22 protein-coding genes, 1 tRNA gene and 1 pseudogene are annotated in these 21,635 nt (G+C 35.1%); 8 read left to right on the forward strand and 16 right to left on the reverse strand.

Translation table 11 applies throughout. From position 1 onward, the window contains the following. The first annotated feature begins 9 nt into the window (after positions 1-9). Positions 10-1,035, forward strand: a complete 1,026-nt coding sequence (locus AAGD72_RS06095; RefSeq protein ID WP_341814805.1) for a hypothetical protein — start codon at positions 10-12, stop codon at positions 1,033-1,035. Here the strand turns inward: AAGD72_RS06095 and AAGD72_RS06100 are convergent. The 5 genes from AAGD72_RS06100 to AAGD72_RS06120 are packed head-to-tail and all read right to left on the reverse strand — an operon-like array spanning position 1,013 to position 5,083. Then, the gene (locus tag AAGD72_RS06100; protein WP_341814806.1) at positions 1,013-2,272 is read right to left on the reverse strand and encodes an AAA family ATPase; all 1,260 of its coding nucleotides are present in this window, start codon (positions 2,270-2,272) and stop codon (positions 1,013-1,015) included. The two genes, AAGD72_RS06095 and AAGD72_RS06100, sit on opposite strands and share 23 nt — an antisense overlap. Further along, positions 2,269-2,757 carry a hypothetical protein gene (locus AAGD72_RS06105; RefSeq protein ID WP_341814807.1) on the reverse strand — a complete coding sequence of 163 codons (489 nt, stop codon included), beginning with the start codon at positions 2,755-2,757 and terminating at the stop codon, positions 2,269-2,271. Before AAGD72_RS06105 ends, AAGD72_RS06100 begins: the two co-directional genes overlap by 4 nt. A gap of 25 nt (positions 2,758-2,782) precedes the next feature. Continuing rightward, complete coding sequence (locus AAGD72_RS06110; protein WP_341814808.1) at positions 2,783-3,619, reverse strand: AAA family ATPase; 837 nt, start codon at positions 3,617-3,619, stop codon at positions 2,783-2,785. A gap of 12 nt (positions 3,620-3,631) precedes the next feature. After that, positions 3,632-4,447 carry an ATP-binding protein gene (locus AAGD72_RS06115; protein ID WP_341814809.1) on the reverse strand — a complete coding sequence of 272 codons (816 nt, stop codon included), beginning with the start codon at positions 4,445-4,447 and terminating at the stop codon, positions 3,632-3,634. A gap of 51 nt (positions 4,448-4,498) precedes the next feature. Further along, entirely contained in the window at positions 4,499-5,083 is a 585-nt protein-coding gene (locus AAGD72_RS06120; RefSeq protein ID WP_341814810.1) for a sigma-70 family RNA polymerase sigma factor, read from the reverse strand. A 153-nt stretch (positions 5,084-5,236) separates the two neighbouring features. Here AAGD72_RS06120 and AAGD72_RS06125 point away from each other — a divergent pair, with 153 nt between their 5' ends. The 3 genes from AAGD72_RS06125 (at position 5,237) to AAGD72_RS06135 (ending at position 9,237) form a co-directional block, all read left to right on the forward strand. Continuing rightward, positions 5,237-7,309: an AAA family ATPase gene (locus AAGD72_RS06125; protein ID WP_341814811.1), complete on the forward strand. Its 2,073-nt coding sequence runs from the start codon at positions 5,237-5,239 to the stop codon at positions 7,307-7,309. A gap of 1,092 nt (positions 7,310-8,401) precedes the next feature. Further along, a complete protein-coding gene (locus tag AAGD72_RS06130) occupies positions 8,402-8,614 on the forward strand; it encodes a hypothetical protein (RefSeq protein ID WP_341814812.1) in 213 nt (70 codons plus the stop codon). 440 nt (positions 8,615-9,054) lie between these two features. After that, positions 9,055-9,237 carry a hypothetical protein gene (locus AAGD72_RS06135; RefSeq protein WP_341814813.1) on the forward strand — a complete coding sequence of 61 codons (183 nt, stop codon included), beginning with the start codon at positions 9,055-9,057 and terminating at the stop codon, positions 9,235-9,237. Between the two features lie 1,043 nt (positions 9,238-10,280). Here AAGD72_RS06135 and AAGD72_RS06140 read toward each other — a convergent pair. After that, positions 10,281-11,070, reverse strand: a protein-coding gene (locus tag AAGD72_RS06140; RefSeq protein WP_341814566.1) for an IS5 family transposase whose coding sequence is annotated in 2 segments (ribosomal slippage) — positions 10,281-10,808 and positions 10,810-11,070 — 789 coding nt in all. Because the reading frame shifts where the segments join, the coding sequence is not laid out codon by codon here. 51 nt (positions 11,071-11,121) lie between these two features. Continuing rightward, a pseudogene (locus AAGD72_RS06145) lies at positions 11,122-11,763 on the reverse strand (PmbA/TldA family metallopeptidase); the annotation flags it as partial. A gap of 62 nt (positions 11,764-11,825) precedes the next feature. Between AAGD72_RS06145 and AAGD72_RS06150 the strand changes: the two are divergent. The 4 genes from AAGD72_RS06150 (at position 11,826) to AAGD72_RS06165 (ending at position 14,218) form a co-directional block, all read left to right on the forward strand. After that, positions 11,826-11,910: transfer RNA gene (locus tag AAGD72_RS06150), tRNA-Leu, on the forward strand. 70 nt (positions 11,911-11,980) lie between these two features. Continuing rightward, a complete protein-coding gene (locus AAGD72_RS06155) occupies positions 11,981-12,478 on the forward strand; it encodes a hypothetical protein (RefSeq protein ID WP_341814814.1) in 498 nt (165 codons plus the stop codon). Positions 12,479-12,731: 253 nt separating this feature from the next. After that, positions 12,732-13,439 carry a uroporphyrinogen-III synthase gene (locus tag AAGD72_RS06160; protein ID WP_341814815.1) on the forward strand — a complete coding sequence of 236 codons (708 nt, stop codon included), beginning with the start codon at positions 12,732-12,734 and terminating at the stop codon, positions 13,437-13,439. After that, positions 13,439-14,218: an exodeoxyribonuclease III gene (locus tag AAGD72_RS06165; RefSeq protein WP_341814816.1), complete on the forward strand. Its 780-nt coding sequence runs from the start codon at positions 13,439-13,441 to the stop codon at positions 14,216-14,218. The genes AAGD72_RS06160 and AAGD72_RS06165 overlap by 1 nt, the downstream gene beginning before the upstream one ends. A gap of 26 nt (positions 14,219-14,244) precedes the next feature. Here AAGD72_RS06165 and AAGD72_RS06170 read toward each other — a convergent pair whose 3' ends face one another. The 9 genes from AAGD72_RS06170 to AAGD72_RS06210 all read right to left on the reverse strand — a co-directional run bounded on the left by AAGD72_RS06170 (position 14,245) and on the right by AAGD72_RS06210 (position 21,633). Continuing rightward, positions 14,245-15,408: a hypothetical protein gene (locus AAGD72_RS06170; RefSeq protein ID WP_341814817.1), complete on the reverse strand. Its 1,164-nt coding sequence runs from the start codon at positions 15,406-15,408 to the stop codon at positions 14,245-14,247. Between the two features lie 49 nt (positions 15,409-15,457). Then, positions 15,458-18,031 (reverse strand): DNA polymerase I, encoded by a 2,574-nt coding sequence (gene polA / locus AAGD72_RS06175; RefSeq protein ID WP_341814818.1) that lies wholly within the window; start codon positions 18,029-18,031, stop codon positions 15,458-15,460. A 243-nt stretch (positions 18,032-18,274) separates the two neighbouring features. Then, positions 18,275-18,439 carry an IS3 family transposase gene (locus tag AAGD72_RS06180; RefSeq protein WP_141456809.1) on the reverse strand — a complete coding sequence of 55 codons (165 nt, stop codon included), beginning with the start codon at positions 18,437-18,439 and terminating at the stop codon, positions 18,275-18,277. Then, the gene (locus AAGD72_RS06185; protein ID WP_010082071.1) at positions 18,432-18,593 is read right to left on the reverse strand and encodes a DDE-type integrase/transposase/recombinase; all 162 of its coding nucleotides are present in this window, start codon (positions 18,591-18,593) and stop codon (positions 18,432-18,434) included. The genes AAGD72_RS06180 and AAGD72_RS06185 overlap by 8 nt, the downstream gene beginning before the upstream one ends. Positions 18,594-18,596: 3 nt before the next feature. Further along, a complete protein-coding gene (locus AAGD72_RS06450; protein ID WP_144078574.1) occupies positions 18,597-19,031 on the reverse strand; it encodes an IS3 family transposase in 435 nt (144 codons plus the stop codon). Beyond that, entirely contained in the window at positions 19,016-19,309 is a 294-nt protein-coding gene (locus AAGD72_RS06195; protein WP_007548709.1) for a transposase, read from the reverse strand. Before AAGD72_RS06195 ends, AAGD72_RS06450 begins: the two co-directional genes overlap by 16 nt. A gap of 232 nt (positions 19,310-19,541) precedes the next feature. Further along, positions 19,542-20,348 carry an SDR family oxidoreductase gene (locus tag AAGD72_RS06200; RefSeq protein ID WP_341814819.1) on the reverse strand — a complete coding sequence of 269 codons (807 nt, stop codon included), beginning with the start codon at positions 20,346-20,348 and terminating at the stop codon, positions 19,542-19,544. A gap of 5 nt (positions 20,349-20,353) precedes the next feature. After that, positions 20,354-20,998: an alpha/beta hydrolase gene (locus AAGD72_RS06205; RefSeq protein WP_265029948.1), complete on the reverse strand. Its 645-nt coding sequence runs from the start codon at positions 20,996-20,998 to the stop codon at positions 20,354-20,356. A 269-nt stretch (positions 20,999-21,267) separates the two neighbouring features. Next, complete coding sequence (locus AAGD72_RS06210; RefSeq protein WP_341814820.1) at positions 21,268-21,633, reverse strand: hypothetical protein; 366 nt, start codon at positions 21,631-21,633, stop codon at positions 21,268-21,270. Positions 21,634-21,635 lie beyond the last annotated feature (2 nt).

The following is a 21,635-nucleotide window of genomic DNA, read 5'->3' on the forward strand; positions in this document are numbered from 1 at the left end:
AAAGCTTACTTGAAAACTGCAATCTATTTATCTAGTCTTGGCTTTATTAAGCTAAAAGCAGTTGATTTTGTTATTTGTTCTCGTAAAGAGGATCATTTGGATTGGCCTCACGTATTTGATCCAGATTGCACTAATGAAATTCCTATTAGTCCAGACTTTGATGAAGAATGTGATGACATGCTTTGTGAAGATTGTTGTCGCTACATTCTACCCAATACTCATCAAAAGCAACGATTTCACCTACTATCAACCAATCTTAACCTAGAAAAAATTGCACATTGGTTTGAGAGTCTATTGAACAACTCAAAGTTCATCTGGCAAAAAGCAGCAGAAGGAGTTTATCACATAAGTAGCCAAGGCAGTATTGTTAGCATAATCATTCTTGATCTTTGCTCTGATGCAGTATATTTAACCATAGATAAGCTTAGAATCCAGCCCACTGTTTTAATTACCGTAAGAGAGAATATACCGGACTTGCCAATTGTTTTGCCCATCGTAAAAATGTCTGATCTTTTTTGTGAGAATAGGAGTTTACGTGAAATACTTCTTGAAGTAGCTATACCAGAATTAATTGCTAATGTCTCTACACAAATTTTCCCTGTTATTTCATTAAAACAAGTTAAACCTAAATCACCAAAGAAAACTCTACAACTTGGGTTCTCACATGGTGCGGTCTACGTAAATGACATTGAAGTAGTAAATAAAAGAGCTATATTGTGTATTAGTATCTTTCGCGTTTTACTCAAACAATTTCTCGATGATTTTGAAAATGGTATACCATTAAAACATCATGTACCTCTTAGCACCGAAAAAATAGCAGACAGTTTAATTTTTCATTCAGAAATTACAGATTTAGAACAACAAATAAGATATCCTCTGAATAAAATGCAAAGACAAATAAAAGAAAAACTGGCTAACCAATCAGGATTGAGCATCGAACGTGATGATGTTATTCAAACCATTGGTTGGCCAGAATTAATTTGTAAGGAACATGGTTATCGCCTTAATCCCTTCACACTTGTGTTGACAAAGTAATCAAGCTAACCTTAGAAGCTTTCCAACATCCGTTAGCTCTGCTAATGAATTTTGCTGGTATAGGTTTTCTGTTCCCAAGCTCATACACTACCTGCAGAATATTTTTGCTTCTACTGGGTTGAAACATTACTATACCAGACGTATAGAAACTTCTGAGTGCATTAGCTCCAACCAGAGCCTGAAATGGATTTTTTTCCAGTGTAGCTGTGGATACTTTCTTAGTGTGATGGGTCATGATTATTCCAATGCCGATAGAGCGTAATTTTTCAATCCCACTACGTAAAAGAGAAAGTGGCATCAGATGCGTCGTAAGAGAGTCTATTGCAATAAGATCAACCATCTTTGTACCAAAGTCTTTCACGATGATGTCTTTGATCCTCTCCACTCCTTCATCATTCAACGTTATTTTTGCTTCTGAAGCAATAACCAAGTTTTCTTTCATTAAATCTATAAGCTTTTGGTCGATTTTGAGTTGCTGTAAGCGCCTTCTCATGTCGTCATATCCCATTTCGTCCTGTAGATAGAGTATCCTAAGCGGTTTTGTAGGTGTCATCTTAAGAAATGATACTCCTGCTGCCATATGTGCTAATAAAGAAAGCAGAAAACTACTTTTTCCAACCTTTGGAGTACCACCTATAACTAAAAGCCCACCTGGTGTTAGAATTCTTGGGCCTATGACATCTTTCGGCATTGGAGATTGGTCGCTTAAATACTGTCCTACAGAAAACGCCTTTTCCCCTTTTTTTATTGCCCCCTTTGCTTCTTTATTTTGTAATTTCTCAGTATTTTTAGTATTTAACCACTCCTTGGCAGAATCTATATTACCTTTAATTAAAGTCCAAAGATCAATAATGTCACCACTAGTCCCTGTGGTAAAATTACGCCAATTACCGGCTTTTTTACCTACTATTTTAACCATAATGGTATCTCCATTTAAGCTGCCAACATAAGTCTTCTCTTGGTAAAACTTACCGTCTGGAATTAGATGAGACACACATTCCTTAATATTATCAATTAATGACGCCTTTATTTCCTTTTTAGACATAAAACCTCCATAACCTAACAACATGTTTTTCATACGTTTAAAGCTGAGATTAGCCAGCTCACAAACAGTTTCAAAAGACTCCAAATTGAACCATTCAATTGCTTCTTTTTTTAGCTCTGCATTTTTTCCTGCTGCATCTTTGATAGCTCTCTTAATGACAGCAATCCAGAGCTTCTCCTCGTCGTACTTCAAAACGGTACCCAATCATTTTCAGTATTTTCTGAAGTAATAACTGTAGCAATCTTGTTCTTTTCTCCATACCGATCAGCTTCAATACCTACCTTTGCTCTGAATTCTAAACCATTTAAGTCTGCAATAGAGTTCAGCTTACGAGCAAGTACCGCCTTTTCTGAATTATCATGTGGATGAATATTGCGTGCTGACTCTAAAATACTGCGAATCATAGAACGACCCATTTCTCCCCAAACATCTTCTCTTTCAACGTTTGCTTTGCCACTTTTAATACCAATTGCTTGATAAATCTTATGCCTTGCATATGACCCTTCAATGACGGTAAATTCTGCATTTAAATAGATACTACCGGTAGTGGGACTTTTAGTGAGCCAGCATTCATAACCCCCAGGTTTAATAGCCATTTTGACTTTTACCGTTGTACCTTTAGGTATTAAATTACTTTGCGACTTTGCCGTGTTAAAATCAGTTAAATCCTGTAACATAAATGTCTCCATAATAAAGTTGAAATCAGCTATTCCATTGGTCCACAAACTGCCAGCGACCATCTATCTTGTCGACAGTCTTGCGCAGGATATGTTTTCCATTGCGTAACTCAAAAACTATTTGACATGCGGTTTGTTCTTTTCCGTTTTCTTCTCTGTTTTCTTCATCCTTCCGAAACATCACCATACCTGTAGTGTAGAATCCCCTTAAAGACCCAGCACCACTTAAACCTTGAAATGGATCTTCTTCCAGCATTTTTTTGGATAATTTTTTAGTGTGGTGGGTAAGTATTATACCGGCATCTGGATTAATAACATTTCTCAGTCTTTCAAGCGTTTTTTGCAGGAAGAATAGCATAGCGCTGTTATCGTTCTCATTACCATATTCACCTGAATTAAAGATATTTCGTAGAGGATCTATGGCGATAATATCTGGCTTGAAACTTTTTTCCTCCAGAGAGTTTTTTATTTCATCTATCTCTTCACTACTAAACGATAGTTGTACTCTTGGCGTGATCATGAAGTTGTTTGCACCAATATCCAAAAGCTCTTTATCAAGTTTTAACTCCTGTAGACGCTCTTTTAAATATCCATCATCAATTTCAGTCTGCAGACAGAGAACTTTCATAGGCTGATTGGGAATCATGCCAAGAAATGAAACACCAGCAGCCATGTGCATGAGCCATGAAATTAGAAAATCGCTTTTACCAATTTTAGGTGGCCCACCAAATACCAACAAACCCCTTGGAGTTAATATCCTCGGGTAGATGATGTCTTCTGGGATTGGTGTTGGGTCACTTAAATACTCTTTTACGCTGAAAAAAGGGATTTTTTGACCAATAGTGAAAATGTTTTGTAGCATAGTTATTCTCCATTAAGTAGCAGTAGAAAAGGCTTTAGCTTTAATTTTCGCAAGTAGTTTTCCCAGATGCGGTTCTTCAACCATATTAAGGCAACCACTTCGATCTTTAGCAGGGTATCCCCAGGAATTAATCGTCTGACAGACAAATGAACGTACTTCTGTGCCATCATCTTTCTTGATTCCAACCATGCTGATTACTTCATCAACAATTCCAGGAATTTCACTGGCAGTTTTAGCCCCTTCACATTGAGGCAGCCAGGTCGAACGATTACAATCATCAAGATACTGACCTAAAGTGCCAACTATGATGATGTCTTTATCCCGAATATGTTGAAACTGATTGAGCCAAGCCATCATCTCCTGAGCAAGTGTGCCGTAAGCAGCTCTTTTATCTTCTCTTCCTGATCTATCAGAAAAAGCTTCAGGTTGCATCCTTGCCCATAAAAAGCATAAACGTGATGCTACAGTGATACTATCGATAAAAATGCAATGATATTTAAAAAACTCCGAAGAAAGATCTTTGTACTTGCCAGATACATGCTCATAGTGCCTTTGACTATATGCTTGATCAGATTTTAATGCAGGATTTAGCCCACCAATAAGACAAGCTATATCTCTTGCCTCATTCCAAGTACGAACGCTGATTGAATCTCCTTTCCAGTCCTGAACTGCTAAAAGCCCTGCTTCAAAATCAAGACAGAGTGTTGTCGACTCATCGAGAGTTTTAAGTAGACTAGTTTTGCCGATTCCATAAGGTCCAAAGATTACCATTTTTACACCTGTTACTGTTTTTACTCTTTCTTCGTTACTTATTATTTTTAGAGTCATAATCTCCCCCTATGTTTTATATACCGGAATGGTTCTCTGTTGTCGGAGGTTCTAGAAAACTTTTTTTGTATGTCGTCTTATTCTTCTGAGAATGTCATAGACTGTTGTCCTTGCTATTCCACGTATTTCAGCTACTTCTGGAACACTGAAGATTTCTAGCTGTCTGCATAGAACTTGCCATTCTTGAGGTAGTGTTGAGACAATGTAATCAAGATCACTACGGTCTGCTATTTCATCTTCAAAACGGCACCTTTCATCAGCAATGTTATCTAAAATAGTATGATCTATATATAATATACCTTGTTTGCCACCACGCTTTTCGCATGATTGCCTATACACTAAGTTAATGGCACGGCACTTAACGAGTTGTTTAACAAAAGCAACAAAACAACTTTTACTCTCGTCATATTGAATAATTGTTGGCCAAACAAGTAAAAAAAGTTCTTGTTCAATATCTTCAATGCTTTCATCGGCAAAACATTTAAGGCGTTTAAGACATTTTGCATAATACTTTACGTACTTAACAACTATAGGATTAATTCCCGAGTAAGAGTTCTGTGATTTCATAATTTTTCTTGAATAATTAACTTCTTCAAGAGTGATCGTTTTTGGAGACTGATTGTAATTGCGGAGCAAAATTAAATAATTGCGATGCGATTTTTAACTTACTGATATTCTATGCTTTTTTTCTGAGAATAATGGCGATAGCAATTTAAATAATGGTGATGGCGCACAACAAGCAGCAATTACGGTATAGAGCACATAGGGAACATTTAAAGGTTTTGAACTATGAATTTCGGTTTAAGCAGTGAAGAATTAAAAGCAGAACTATTGTTGCAGATAAGATCGTGTCTTTCGTATTTACTACCTAATGGCACTTTTTGCAGAAATGAGTTTCAAGTAGGGGATATCTGGGGTAATAGAGGAAAAAGTTTAAGAGTAGAGCTAAGTGGCAGTAAAGCCGGGTTATGGAATGATTTCGCAACCGGGGACGGTGGTGACATTATCGATCTTTGGGCAGCCGTGCATAGAAAAAACGCCAGAACAGAGTTTTCTGAAGTAATGGCTTCTATAGGTGAATGGCTTGGCAAACAACACACTAGAGAAAAAAAGAGTATCAAAGATCTAGAACAGCACCTGACTTGTAGCTGGAATTATTACGATGAAAACAACCAAGTTATTGTTATAGTTTACCGATATGATCCACCTGAAGGAAAGAAAGAATATCGTCCATTTGATGTTAAGAAGCTGAGTTTTGGCGAACCGGATATAAGGCCACTCTACAACATTCCAGGTATTCTAAAATCTGATAAGATTATTCTGGTTGAAGGAGAAAAATGTGCAGAAGCGCTCATAGAGAAAGGAATTACTGCAACGACAGCAATGTTTGGAGCAAATGCACCTATTGATAAAACAGATTGGACACCGCTTAAGGGTAAAAATATTATTATTTGGCCAGATAATGATGAAGCAGGTAATAAATACGCAAAAAAAGCTGAAAAAAAGCTTTTAGAGATCGGAGTTGCATCACTTGCTGTTCTTGAGATTCCGCAAGGTAAACCTGAGAAATGGGATGCTGCTGATTGTGTAGAGGAAGGTATAGATGTCAAAGAGTTTTTAGCTTCAACTCCGTTACTTACTATTGATACTCCAGCTACTGATACTTCAAATATGAAAAGTTTAGAAAGATCCACAAAACAGCCACTTAACATTTTAGATTGGAGTGCAGAGCGCTTTGTAGGTCCGGTACCAGAGCAAAAGTTTCTTGTTGAAGGTCTATTTCCTTTAGGTGTTACTTCAATAATAGCAGCAATGGGAGATACAGGCAAAGGTATGCTTCTTCTTGACCTAGCGCTTAAGGTTGCAAGTGATAAGGATCAGATGTGTGGCTTTGGTTCACTTGTTACTGAACATGGATCAGTAGTGATTTTTTCAGCAGAAGATGATGCAAGTGAGATACACCGCCGCTTAGAACGACTCGGCCCTAAGTGTGAAAGGTTGAAACATAAAGATAAATTATTTATTGTACCACTGCCAAACGTCAGAGGATCACTTACAATACTCAGAAATGTTCGTGGTAAAATCGTCGAAGTTTCTCCTGAATTCGAATCCGTAATGAAACAGCTCGAGGAAATAAAAGATCTGAAATTGATAGTATTTGATCCACTTGCTTCATTTATCCATGCAGATATAAATGCTGATCCAGCTGTAGGGGATTATCTAATGTGCTTATTATCTGATTTAGCATGTAGTACTGGAGCTTCGATAATTACTGCTCATCACATGAGAAAGCCAAAAGGAGAAAAACCGATATTAACTGCTGAACAAGCACGCGATGCAATTAGAGGTACCTCTGCTCTTGTTAATGGTGTTAGATGCTCATACGCTTTTTGGCCAATAGAAAATACAGCTAGGCTAGAAATCTTTAAGGCAGTAGGAGAAACACCAAGACAGAATGCTTTGTTTCATGGGGCAGTTGTGAAGGCCAATGGTTTAGCTGATCGCACTGTAAGAACTTACCTAAGAAATCAGGAAACAGGGCTACTAGAAGATATAACAATACAACTAACAGTTAAAAATGCTAGTGAAAAAGACCTTAAAATATGTCTTACTGATGCAATTACACGATCTGCTGTTGCAGGACATCCATTTACTCACACAGGAAGCACAGGAGTATATAAGCAACGGCATAGACTACCTGAAGTTTTTCACAGCATGGGAAGAGATCGACTAGAGCGTATAGTTCAGGAACTTTTACAGGTAAAGCAGTTAGTTAAAGTGATGTCTACAGGTTCAAAAGAGGATAAGTGGATTGACATTCCAACTGGACCATTTGCTTGTGGTATAGACTCCTGGAGCTGAAGATTTTAGCTATAGGCAAAATTTAATGTTAGGATAAGTCTTTTTTTATGGGTAAAAATATTTTAGAGTTTACCCAGTTTTCTCTATTGCCCTTTCAATCTATAGCTACTATCAATTTACATCCACTCAACTAAAACGCTAATCTTAGCACTCAATATAATTTTCAACTAAAGATAGGTAGAATATATAAGAAATAGCACCGCCAATGATTGTATTACATTCCTAATTCCTAGGTTCCTAAATCAGTAATTAGAAATCAGGAATCTAAATTCTGCGTGAGAGCTAGCTTTTTTACCTACGTTCCTAAAAGCGTTCCTAGAAACTACATGTCTAAAGTCAGCCAGTGAGGCGGATTCTAGCTTCCTAAAACCCTTATATATTATATATATATAATAGTAATAAATAATAATAGATAATATAAAATAATAGTAAAACACAAATAGAGTACAATAACTTAAACAGCAAAAAAAAAGAAGTCCAGAAAGGTTGCCACAAAACATTATTAAGATATTTACATTTAATGAAAGATACAATTAGCGCGGTTTTAAAACGATTCTACGACTTCAGGGTATAAATTGTACCACCAAGACCTAAATTACTCATGTAGGGTAGCTTAAAACTTGATTACGAGGCATTTCTAAATTATTTTTTACTTTAAACTTTTACTTGTTATAAAAAAACCCTTATTTTAGTTTATCACGTTTTTTATTCGTTGTAAAATATTTTTTCAAAAAAGTGAACAGTTTTTGTAATTTTGGTATAACAAAAGCTGGTTAAGTTGGTACACTGGAGGTCTTATGGAAATACAACGACTTTTATCTCAAACTCCTGAGGGAATGTTGTGAGTCTTTTGATGAAAAAATCTCTATAAACAGGTTGTAGATGAAGCTAAAGAAAAAAAAGTTTGAAGTTGCTGCCGTAGAAGAAGAAACAGAAGCTCGTAAAATTTGATTGCCGCTTAAAATGGAGACAAAGAGCAAAATTTACGTCTCCAATTTTATCATACATAACGGAGACAAAATTTCCACTATTTATTAGTAATAAAAAGCAACTTAGTTTATATTTGGTTTTTAGAATAAACTTATTTTCAACATGATTGACACTTTAACTTTAAAAGAAGGAGATATTGAGACTACTGCATTTGATAATAGCAATATGACTAGAGTATTACACAATGGAGAGTGGTGGTATGTGATAACAGAGGTAATAGCTTCTCTTACAGGTAGTAAAAACCCATCTGATTACCTAAAAAAGATAAAAAGCAGAGATATAGGGCTCTCTGAAGGATGGGGACACCCCCCTTGAAATTAAAACAAAAGGTGGTAAACAGAATGTTAATTGTACAAATGTTGAGGGGTTATTTCGTATCGCGCAGTCTATTCCTTCTAAAAAGGTTGAACAATTTAAACGTTGGCTTGCAAAGGTTGGGTATGAAAGATTACAAGAATATGAAAACCCAGAACTGGCATTTAAGCGAGCCTATGCTGATTATGTTGCAAAAGGATACCCTGAAGAGTGGATACAAAAAAGGATACAATCGATATCTATCAGAAATCAGCTAACAAAAGAGTGGGATAGCAGAAAGATCTCTGATCATAATAATAAGCACCTTGAAGGCAAGGAGTATGCAATATTGACAGATGCAATCTCTCAAGAGACTTTTGGAATAAAGACCAAAAAACATAAGGAAATAAAAGGCTTAAAGAAGCAGCCTCTAAGAGACCATATGACACCGAATTTTTAACATGCTAGGAGAACAAGCTACCATTGATGAGATAAAGGATAAAGATGCTCATGGTTATAATGAAAACTTAGAAGCGGCAAAGGGAGGCGGTAAAAATGCAGGTATAGCAAGAGAAGCATTTGAACAAGCGAGAGGTGTGAAAGTCGTTTCTCCGGATAACTTTCTGAAGAAGATTAAAGATTGAAGTGGGGTAGCATATTTTCATTGTGAGAAAAAAGGAGCCAAAACAATCTCTCTACTGCAACACCATTCTTAAAAACGTTTTAGAGGGCTATTATAGTGTTGTTAGATAGCTGTTTTTATCAAAAACTCATGTAACCTCTTTTAAATCTAAATAACCAGTTGTTTCCAAAATGGAAAGATCTTAAATAGCGAAGAAGCTGCTGTAAAAGATATAGCTGGTTTTCAAAGCTCTTTAATTCCTTAGCTGCCTTAAAATTATTTTAACTTTTTTTTAGAAAATCCCGGAAAAAGTGATGAGAAATCCGGTATATATATTATGGAAGGGTATTGAGGTAGTTTGTAGATGCGCTTCAAACACAAAAGTCGGCAAACAAAAACAGAGTAGAAAAGATTGAAGAAAGCAAAAGAAATAAAGTAATTTAGGCTTTTGGTAAGTTACATAATTGAGAATTTGTATTTTTTTAGATGAGACAAAAACTTTGTTTTAAGACTAGATATAACTTTAGGGTACAAAATTACTACCATTGCCAAAGAACGCACGTAATACCCCTTAGAACTCGAATAAATGGCATTCTTAGCAATTCTATTACTGTATAGCAAACCCATAGGTGAGTTTAGCACGTTTTTTACGCTTTGCAAAGAAAAATTAAAAAAAATTGAACAGTTTTCATAATTTCTTGAGTATATATAGCAAGGGGTTAATGGAGACTTTATGAAAATACAACAACTTTTATTGCAAAACTCTGAGCAGTTAAAAGAATATTGCAAAACTCTCAGTAACGAAACAACCTTTATAAGCAACTTATAGATGAAGCTAAAGGAAAGAAGTTAGTAGAGCTGGGAGAATTAACTAAACTAGCTACTGCCATAGAAGAAGAAACACCGGATGAGAGGCTCATGGAATATTTCGATGATAACAACAACCCTTTTAATGCAAAAGCAATAACAGGTTTCTTTGCTTAGGCGTCTTATGTTCATTATGCACTCTTCAGCTTATGATAAAGATTTAAAGCAACTTAGACAAGCTTTTGCCTAAGAACCTGTTTAAAATCTTCGTAATAGGAGAGAAATGAAGGAAAGGACAATCATTTGCAAGCTGGTATTGAGTTTACGTTCGCAATTTTTCCATAGCCGTCTACACTTTTCTAACCAAGCAAAAGAACGCTCAACAACCCATCTCTTTGGCAATACAACAAAAGAATGTAATTCACTGCGCTTTATTACCTCAACAGTTGCACCAATAATATCTTTTATTTGGGTTGCAAAAATTTTTCCTGTGTAGCCTGCATCAACCAATATATTTTTGACTTCAGAAAGGGTATCTTTAGCATTTTCAACCATTCTTACAGCGCTACTACGATCAGTTACTTCTGCTGTTGTTACATAAATTGCATGTGGTAGACCTTGAGTATCAACTGCAATATGACGCTTTATGCCTGAAATCTTTTTACCTGCATCATAGCCCTTTTTTTCAGCAGTATCTGTGTTTTTAACACTTTGAGCATCAATTATACAGAAGCTAGTTTTCTCTTTCCGACCATTGTTGATACGGATCTCTCCAACCAATTTTTTTTAAAACTAATTCCAACAAACTTGGTTCTTCTCCATTCTTTTTATTCCACATTTGAAAATAGTAATATACGCTTTCCCACCTTGGAAAATCTTTTGGCAACATTCTCCACTGGCAACCACTTTTTAGGACGTATAACACTGTACGAAATACATCATACAAATCAAGTTTTCTTGGTCTCGTTTTCTTCCTGCTACTCTCTAGTATTGGTCTGATTTTTTCAAATTGCTCTCGACTCATATCACTTGGATAATTTTTACGCATAGATATACCTCATTCTTAATCTACCACTATTTTACCTCATCTCTCCGAGATTTTAAACAGGTTCTCAGAAATAAACTTACTATAAGAGTCCCTTCCACCATGCCCTGCAGAACCTCTTTCGGTACGGCCATCTTTTTCTACAATGACTAGCACATTAAAACGTACCAGAGGCCTGATATCGCTTAATCTGTGATCACCCTTTATTATTTGTACAACTTGCCATTCTCCACTTAAAGTTATTTTTACTTGCTTCACGCAGTTATTTTTGGACCTTACATACTCATTAACCTCATTGAGTAGTTTAATCTTTGAATTCAGATCCATTTCATTTATGGGGTTAATCCTCGAATATAGGCTTGTTGTCTCTTCATTTAAGTTTATTGAATTTGTCTTGTTTAAAGACACTGAGCTTTTTACCATAGAAGCAGCATTACTAATTTCTTTTTCGCTGATCTCAGAAGAACAAACGAAAGATGTACTATCTTCACAAAAAGACCTTAAACCAAATCCCCTTCTAGTATTCAAGTCCATGTGTTTTAATATGTTATCCTCAAAAACCAGGGACTCCGACTGGCAAAATTCTAGAAACAGCTCACCACCATCGCTATTGCTCAAAGCGTTATTGACTATTTTATATACGTTATTAATATTAACATTGTTTTGAGCAAAAAATATTTGATCTAGATTTGGCATTACCTTTGAACTAAAAATTGTTTAAGTATATTATTTAACTTTAACATAGTAAACTATAAAAAGCCCGGGTGGCGGAATTGGTAGACGCGCTAGCTTCAGGTGCTAGTAACTTTTTAAGTTGTGGAAGTTCAAGTCTTCTCTCGGGCACTCTTAGCTTCCATATTGCTTATTGAATTAATTAATGTTATAATATAACATATTAGGTAATATTTATGCTATGTATGGTGAAAAAGATAAGTTAGCCTACAGAAAGAAGGTACGAACTTACTCGAAACGCTTAGTTACTACACTATCTACTATCTCTTTCATTGGATACATAGCGGCATTGGTCTTGAATATTCCTGTCTTAAGTCTGTATTTTAGTATTGCCGGCACTATATTCAGTGCACTTTCGTTTGCTTTAAATATATGGTCACTAAATGATCATTCCCAACAACAGAATCTTAATAAGAAATCTGGCATAAAAAACACTCCAGGACAAAAAAAGTTAACAAAGATCTATCTTGATATAGCATCCAGTGCTTCATTTCTAATAGGAGGTATTGCATCTATGTCGCTTTTTGAGTCTTCTGTTATTTATTTTGTTTCTACGCCTTTTTTTATTCTAGGCTGTGTTATTATGGCAGCTAATATCGTTCAAACTATGATTAGTGAACCACAGACAAAAAACGTCCTTGAGAATCTCTCTTCAAATACTGCAAGAGTACAAGCTTAAGTATTAACTTATTTAACTTATACAGGAATATTAGCTATATAATTCCACTGAAGGAAGCCATTCAAAAGAGTTCGATGTAATTAGCGTCAAAAAAGTGTAAGCAGAAATTGTGGGCTTATTGGGGTAGGAGCGCTTAGTACTCCTACTTCCACATCAATTACTTGAATAATTGCTCAAGCTATCAAAATAAAAGTTTTTATTCAGTAATTTGTGTATAAAGGGTACTATTTTACTAGTAGTGAAATAAATCAGAATGAAGTCTATTTTATTAACGAGGCCTTTATTGGATTCGTTCAATACAAGAAATATATTGAGAAAGTATGGATACAAAGTTTATATAGAACCAGTATTCACAATAAAGTACTTAAATCCTGATATATCTGCATACGAATTTGACGTTGTAATATCCACAAGTAAAAACAGTGTAAAGGCTTTTAGTCAAATATGCAAAGTGGATGACTTTCCGATTATTACAGTTGGTAATTCAACCATGCAGGCTGCAAAAAATTTGGGATTTTCTGATATAATCTCAGCAGACAGCAACGTTGATGGTCTGATATCATTCATAAAAGCTCATTATTCAAACGCAATAAAGTTCTTGTATATAAGGGGACAAGAAGTATCATGTGACCTAAAAAAGAGATTATCTGAAGAAGATTTTAACGTAAGAGAAGTTGTACTCTATAAAACAATTATAAAAAGGAATCTAACTAATAGGTGTAAAAATTTACTATTGGATGGTAAAATTGGTAGTGTTGCTTTTTTTTCCTCACAGACAGCAAGGGTATTTTGTTCATTAGTTCTAAAAAGTGGGCTATCTCATGTGATGAATAATACAGTTGCATATACCATGAGTAAAAACATTGCTGATAGTTTAAAGTTAATCAAGTGGAAAAAAATTATAACATCGAGGTTGCCTACTGGGGAGAGTTTAATTGATATAATTAATAAGGATTGCTGATGCTAAAGATTGCAACTTGGAATGTAAACTCCATACGTAAAAGAGTTAACCAACTTTGTAGTTTTATAGTTGATAGTCAGATAGATATAATTTTGCTGCAAGAGATAAAATGTATGGAAGAGCAATTTCCTTATGCAGAGATAGAGAAGCTGGGATATGAATGTGCTGTCTATGGACAAGTTGCAAGAAATGGCGTTTGTGTTTTATCTAAATATCCGATACTGGAGAAGTTTAAGATTGATATCGTAGAAGGTTATCAAGAAGCGCGTTATATAGAGTGCATAATAAAGCACAATAATCAGAAGGTAAGGGTGGGAAGTGTATACGTTCCAAACGGTCAAAGCCCGGACTCTCAAGCATTTGAATATAAACTCAAGTTTTTTGATAATCTATATGAAAGGATGAGCACTTTGTTAAAGAATGAAGAGTTAACTATTATAGCTGGCGATTATAATGTTGCACCGGATGAAATTGATGTCTTTGATTCAAACTTATTGAATGGCCAAGTGTGCTTTCATATAAGAGAACGTGAGAAGTTAAGAGCGATCTTGAATCTTGGGTTTAAAGATGCGTTTAGAATATCTCACCCAAATTTGCAACAATTCACTTGGTGGCATTATCAAGGCAATTCACTCAGAAATAATCAAGGAATGCGAATAGATTATATGCTGTTATCACCACAAGCTGTAGATAAATTGGAAACATGCTACATAGATGATAGATTGCGTAAGCTAGAAAATCCGTCTGACCATACTCCTGTTGTATGTGCTATAAAATAATAGCAGATCTCTTACACAATTCACTTTTAGCAAACCTGAGTAGTCTTACCTTTGCTGCTCTGTGGTTCTTCCCTTCGTTTGTTTTCCTTTCCTGTCCAAGATTGATCGCGCTGCTCACTCTTTTCGTTTTCCCTGTTGTTTCTCTGGGAAATTTGCTCAGGAACAGGTTGTTGTTCACTCTTTTCTTTTCCTTGGGAAATTTGTTCAGAAACAGAGGTGCCTTTCTCAGCTCCTTTGACTGGAGTTTTTAAAATTGTATTGATACCATCGCAAATTTTTTTATTCAATTTTGCTCTCTTTTCTGTATCATCTTTATCTTGTGAGCTAGGGTCATACAAAGTACCTTTTTTGTTATTTGAAAAAAGAACTCCCGCTCCTCCTTTTATGGCAAATATTGTGCCGATAGCAGTAAGAACTACTCCGAGTGTAGTAGGACCAAAAATTAACATTGGAATAGTGGAAAGAAGGACAGGAAAAAAGATCTTGCTTAAGAACGTTGTTACCATCTCTTCATCACTGAGTGGTGGTTCATCCTCTTCTTTCTTGTCTTTACCTAAGAATGGTATTTTTTCTTTCATCCCATCCATAAAGGAGCCAGAAATATTTTTCGGGTCTATTTTGATCCCTCCAATTAGCAGCAGCAGCATTTCCAATACAAACTTTATGGATGAATCTTTAGCTTCTGTACCGCGTATATCAGCTACACAGTCATCTACTACTTCTTTTATTTTACCATTCTTGAGATTCTCCTCATTAGCTAATTTTTTCTCTCTAATTTTCTCAAATACGGAAAGTAAAAACTGAGAAAAATTCTCTTCACTGAGTGATTTTATATCTTCTGGATTGACATTGTTGAATATCTTTCCACTATTCTCAAATACAAAAGTAAAAATTTTCTTTTCATTTTCATCCTGTAATCGAGGTAACCGTTCCTTTAATGACTTCAGATCACTCTGTAATTTTTGTTTTTCTTTCAATTTCTGTTTCTTCTTTTCTATTTCCTGTTCCTTCTTTTCTATTTCCTGTTTCGTTTGCTCTTCTAGTTTTTCTGGATTTTTAAAAATATCTAGGAAAGTACGATAGATTAACTGATGTTTCTCTTTTTCAAATTTAAAAACTTTCTCATCTTTGTTAGTTACCTGAGTAGGTAACTTTGGAGGTTTTGAACTTTTTACTTGTGGGCCTATCATGGCTGACCTATTTGCATTTGCTATGTTCTATTCTAACATATTTTTCGTATTAGTTCAAATGATTTATACTCCTAGAATTCACGATGTTTAAGTCATAATTAAGGGAATTTAGACCCCAGTTATCGCCAACTTTTATTTCTACTTCAAGTAGTACAGAAATTTCTATTGCATTTTCCATTATATCTTTCATAAGTTTTGCTGTTTCTTGTACCTTTTCGTCCTCTACTTCAACCAGTAGTTCATCGTGAACCTGGAGGATTATTTTACCTACTTTCAATTGGTCAAAAAGCTGAATTGTCGCACGTTTTATTATATCAGCAGCGGTTCCTTGCAGTGGTGCATTTATTGCTGCCCTTTCTGCAAATTGTCTTACATAAGGAATTGTATTGTTTATGTCTCTTACAAAGCATCTCCTGCCAAACAAAGTTTCTACATAACCATGCAATCTTGCGATAGACACTGCTTTTTCCATATAGACCTTTATTTCTGGGTAACAGGAAAAATAGTAATTAATGTATTCAGCAGCCTCCGCAATGGTAATTCCAAGCCGCTTTGCAAGACCAAATGGGCTAATGCCATATATAATTCCAAAATTAATGGATTTTGCTTTGCGTCTTAATTGCTCATCTATTTCTTGCACTCCAAAAACTTGCCTAGCGGTGATATCGTGAATATCTTGTTCGTTTGCAAAAGCTTCTTTAAATGCTGCAACGTTTGCAACGTGTGCCAGGAGTCTCAATTCTATTTGTGAATAGTCAGCAGAAATTATCTTATGCCCTTTTGGCGCAATAAATGCTTGTCTGATAAGATTTCCCTCTTCGCTTCTGATAGGAATGTTCTGTAAATTAGGATTGCTGGAGCTCAGCCTTCCAGTTGCAGTTGCAGTTGTTGAAAAGCTTGTGTGTATTCTACCATCAATAAGATCAACTTGCTTTATTAGCGCATCAGTGTAGGTGCTTTTTAATTTACTTAAATGCCGCCAATTTAAGATTTTACTTGCGATTTCTACCCCTTCTTCTTCGAGTGCCTCTAGAACTTCATAATTGGTGCTATACGATCCAGATTTTGACTTTTTCTTTTTATTAAGCCCCATTTTATTAAATAAAACATCACTTAATTGCTTTGGCGAAGCAATATTAAATTTTTCCTCTGCTAAGTTATATATCTCATCTTCAAGCACGGCAATTACCTGCTGAAATTTATCGGATAATTCCTGTAATTTTTGTATGTCCAGCAGTATTCCGTTTCTTTCCATGTTAAATATTACTTTCATGAGTGGTCTGTCGAAGCGCTCGTAAATTGTGAACAATTTTTCCTGAAATAACCTTTGCTTTAGCTTTTCATGAATTGCTATTAAAGTTTTTGCCGAGAAAATTTCTACATCTCCACTCAAATTATGTGCAATTATGTTTGGAATACTGTGATCATGTTTTCCTGTATCCAAGCTATACGACATTATCATCAAATCATCAACTGAATCTAACATCTTCTCTATTACAGGGAAGATTTTCCTGATCTCTTTAATGTTATGTATTATTTTAAGCACTCCATTTGAGAGTAAAGTTGAGTTAATTGTAATAAGTGCATCTTGTATGCTGTCTTGCTCTATATAAAAAATATTACTTTCGCTATAAGATAGACTTAATACATTGTTTTCAAGGTGGTAATGAATTGCAATTTTGCCTTCATATCTACAGTGCTCTAAAAATTTCTCTAACTCTTCACTACTATACTCTATTTTTTCTTCTGTGCTAGACCCACTATAGGAAAAAAGCTTTTCCACTTTCCCTATCAAGGAATTGAATTCATACTTCTTTAAAAAGGATAACAATTTCTCCATGTTTGGAGAATGGACTTCATATTTTGCAATATCATGTTGAAGGTCTACTTTTTCGCATAGTGATAAAAGTTCTCTTGAAATCAATGCTTTTTCCTTATGTTCGGTAAGAATATTACGAATCCTCGTTTGCTCGATGTTATCAATGTTCTCTATAATATTATTCAATGAATCAAATTCATCTAATAATTTAGTGGCAGTTTTTGGGCCTATTCCTGGAACACCTGGAATGTTATCGGATGCATCACCAGTTAGAGAAAATAAATCAAGAAGCTTGTGTGAGTTTACACCAAATTTTTCTACTATTTGTTTTTCATCTATATATATATTTTTAATGGGGTCGAATATTAAAATATTGTGGTTCAAGAGTTGAAACAAATCTTTATCTGATGAAACGACTACCACTTTAAAGTCTTGGTGATTGGCATATTTTGCAGCTAGTGTTGCGATTATGTCATCTGCTTCATAACCTTCAATTTCTTCATAGCTGAGGTTAAAAGCTTCTACCGCTTCCCTCAGTATGGTGAACTGTGGAGTTAGATCCTCAGGAGGCGTTACTCTATTCGCTTTGTACTCAGGATATAAATTGTGCCTAAAATTCTTTTTCCCTGCATCAAGTGCTATAGTTAAGTAGTCCGAATGGGCAATGTACTTAAGAACCATATTCAGAAAGCCATATACACCACCTATTGGCATTCCTGTTGTGGTAATTAAGTGAGGTAGTACATAGTAAGCTCTGAAAAGAAAACCATAGCCATCGATGATTGTGAAAGTTTTTTCTTTCATTGTAGATATTTATGCGTGCTTTTGATGGTCCACTATTTAGCTGAGAAAATCAAGTTTTTGTTTTTCTGCTTTTGAGCGTTGTAAGAGATTTTACCGAAAATAGCATTCATGATGGGGATGTACACATATGTAATATCAAAACCTAGTAGAAGAAATTTGACCTTACCCAGAAAAAGTGGAGAGAAAGTTTGGAATGTTTTTCACAAAAAGAATGATGAATCAAAATGCTCAGGAATGCAATAGTTAATAGTGACGTTGTTTGTTATAAAAAATTTCTATATATTCAAATATAGCAGTTTTGATATGCTGTTTAGAGTGCCGAGAGGTGTCTATTGGTAACTCCCTTTTTAGAGAACTGAAGAAGCTTTCCACAACAGAATTGTCGTAACAACAGCCTTTATTACTCATCTATATTCTTTACAGCTAAGAGATATTGATACCCTTGCGCAGTATATTGTGAACCTTGGTCACTGTGCAGCAGTAGATTTTTAACAGGTTTACGCCTATTAATGGCCATTAATAAAGAGTTCATAACCAATTGTTTATTTATTGCACTACTCATTAACTACCATACGTGAGAATTATTGCTGCCAAATATAGCCATCCCTCCTTGGTTTTGATGTAAGTAATCCCATACTTTATTTGGTTGATCAACAATAAAGTTTTGATCTAGTATATTGGGAGCTACAGCTCTATTATCTGTTTGTTGTTTTTTAATTTTAAACTTTCTTCTCAGTATAGCCCTGATGTCATTTTTCTGCATAATACTTTGCACCGTTTTCAAATTGCAACTTTTACCCAAAGCCTTCAATTCAGCATGAATTTTAGGAGCTCCATATCTACATTTAGAAACTTGATATATTTTTTGAATAGCTTCGAGTAGCTCTTTATTTGCTGATTCTCTACTGCTTATTTTTCTTGTGGTCCACTTATAGTAGCCACTAGCAGAAAATCCTACATAATTCCTGTACTTTATAGCAGTTACTATATAAAAAAATATTTTACTCTTTTTGACTGGCCAGGGCTTTTTTTTAAATGTCTCTTTCCCTTGTTACTCTTGCTTTGTAAATCAAACCTCTCTTTGTCATAAGGTGCTACATCTGGAAATGCATTTGCCGCTGACTTTTTTTCGTTATATTTCTTCATCCATTTTCCTAATACACTATCCCTTATTCCTAGATCTCTTGCTACTTTTGCAACTGGTTGACCTACCTTTCTTTGTTCATTTGCCAGTTTAACAGCTTCCAATTTGAATTCTGCTGTATATTCTCTTACCATTTCTAATCCTCCAAAATTTTATTTTACCCAAAAAAACTCTTTTCTTTCTCTCCACTTTTTCTGGGTAAGGTCACTATTTCTTAAGTAATTTACACTTCAGAGTTTATCTGCTTTAAAGTTTACTCTATTCTGTTTCAGCATTTGTCATAAATCCTTAATTATTTCTGACTTTTTAGTTCAGTTTTTAACCATTCTTTCCTTAACTTAATGGCAGTGACAATAAGCCTATCTATCATTCTGATGTGATTTCAGTTTTGTTTACGTGCAAACTCTCTAATCCCACCTTGTAGTTAGGATAAATTAGAGAGACATTAAGATCTTTTTTAATTTTAACATTACTTACTCTCTTTGATCCTAAATAAAAACTCTGTGCATAATCTGGTAACTCAATTGGTTCTGGAGGGCTAACATTGAGAAGTTTGGTCGCATATATTACCACTTCAGATTGTGTAGTGGGTAAATCGTCTGCACAATTGTATATTTCACCAGGTTTTATGTTTTGCATGGAAGAAAATAGAATATTCGATATATCTTCAACGTGAATACGAGAAAAAAAATGCCCTTCTTTTTTCATATTTCTTGCTTTGCCAAGCTGCAAGTCAATTAACACGTTCCTACCAGGACCGTATATTCCAGCTAAACGAAAAATATGTACAGGCAGTTTGCTATTTAGCCACTTCTTTTCAGATTTAAGGCGCTTTTCTCCTCTGATTTCTATAGGTCTTGTTTCAGATTCCTCATCCACCCAATTACCAGAGTGATCACCATAGACGCTAGTTGCAGACAAATAACCAAGCCATTTTACATTTTGCAGGCAATCACCGTATCTCTCCACAACATCATCGCCATCTGGAGGAATAGAAATTAAAATGTGCGTTGCGCTTTTAAGCAGATCTTGACTAACTTTCTCATAATTAAAGAGGATTACATCTTGTATATTTTTACTTCTTGATGTGCCACTGACTTTCCAACCTAAGTTCAGTAATTTTTTCGATAAAAATTTAGCTACATATCCATAACCAAAGCAAAACAAGTGCATGAAAATTAATTTTTAAAATTCTTCTTGATAAATTCTACTCCTAATTTTATTCCCTCTTCATTAATAATATGCCCTAATGCATGAATTGGGTGTCCTTCAACATTTACTCCATTTTCTTTCAGAGCTTTAACCGCTAAGTCGAGGGACGAAAAAGGTACCACGTCGTCAGCATCACCATGGATAACACATATGTTAGGTTTTGACTTGATCTCTGGTGCAGTTTTTGAAGGTGAAAGAAACCTACCAGAGTATGCAACAACTGATGCACAGGATTGAGAGCGGGTGAGAGCTGTATGTATTGCAAGCATTGCTCCTTGAGAAAATCCAACTAAAGAAAGTTGCGTATCTTTTAAATTAAGCTCCTTTAATTTTGTATCAATGAAATGATTTACAATTGATGTAGCATTTTTTACTCCATTATATAGCGCTTCCTCACTACGATCTTCCAAGCTAAACCACTGATAACCATCACCTATTTCTCTCTTAAACGGAGCATTGGGTGCTACAAAATATGAACCCAGTAAAAACTTGCTCATAACTTTAGCAAGGTGAATGAAATTATCGCCACTTGAGCCCCAACCATGTAAAAAAATAATCAAATTTTTCTTATTTCCGCCTGCACAAATTTCTGGGCCTTTAAGTTCAATCATTTCTTTTCTTTTTGCATTTATATCTTTATTTAACACTAATTTTCAAATTTGTAAAAACCCATGTGCAATCGTGCTGATACCAAATCTCAGAAATAAGAAAACAAAAGCTGCAGCCTTAAGCAACGTACCTTATTTATTTACGGAAATTGGTATAATAATGTCATGCAAGTAGCCACACTACTTACATGACATCAATAATTGACCTCGACTTACCGTCCAACTAGAAAGTTGTACATAGAATGACAGAAGAGACTTGCGTTAAATATTATTTATTTACTTTCGATCTTTTCTATCAATTTTTTAACTAAACCTCTTAGCTTCTTACTGGATTCATCAAGCTCTTGAATTTGCGAGCTGCGCTCTTTCATTAGTTCCTTATAGTTACCTCTTATGTAGTCAATCATTTCCTTCATCTGAGCAATCATCTTGTTAACATCCATACTGCCCAAATCAGGTATCATGCCAGGCATAGCCCCTTCTAACATACCATCAGCCATAAGCTGCTGAGACATTTGCATAAATGGTTTTAAAGCCTGATTAAGCAATTCAGGATCCTTGGCTAATTTTTCTATTTGCTCTTTGCAAGTATCCATATACTGCTTCATAAATTCATCTTCTTGCCCTTTGTCTATCATAA

The sequence above is a fragment of the Wolbachia endosymbiont (group A) of Chalcis sispes genome, assembly GCF_964026765.1.
Classification (GTDB): Bacteria; Pseudomonadota; Alphaproteobacteria; order Rickettsiales; family Anaplasmataceae; genus Wolbachia; species Wolbachia pipientis.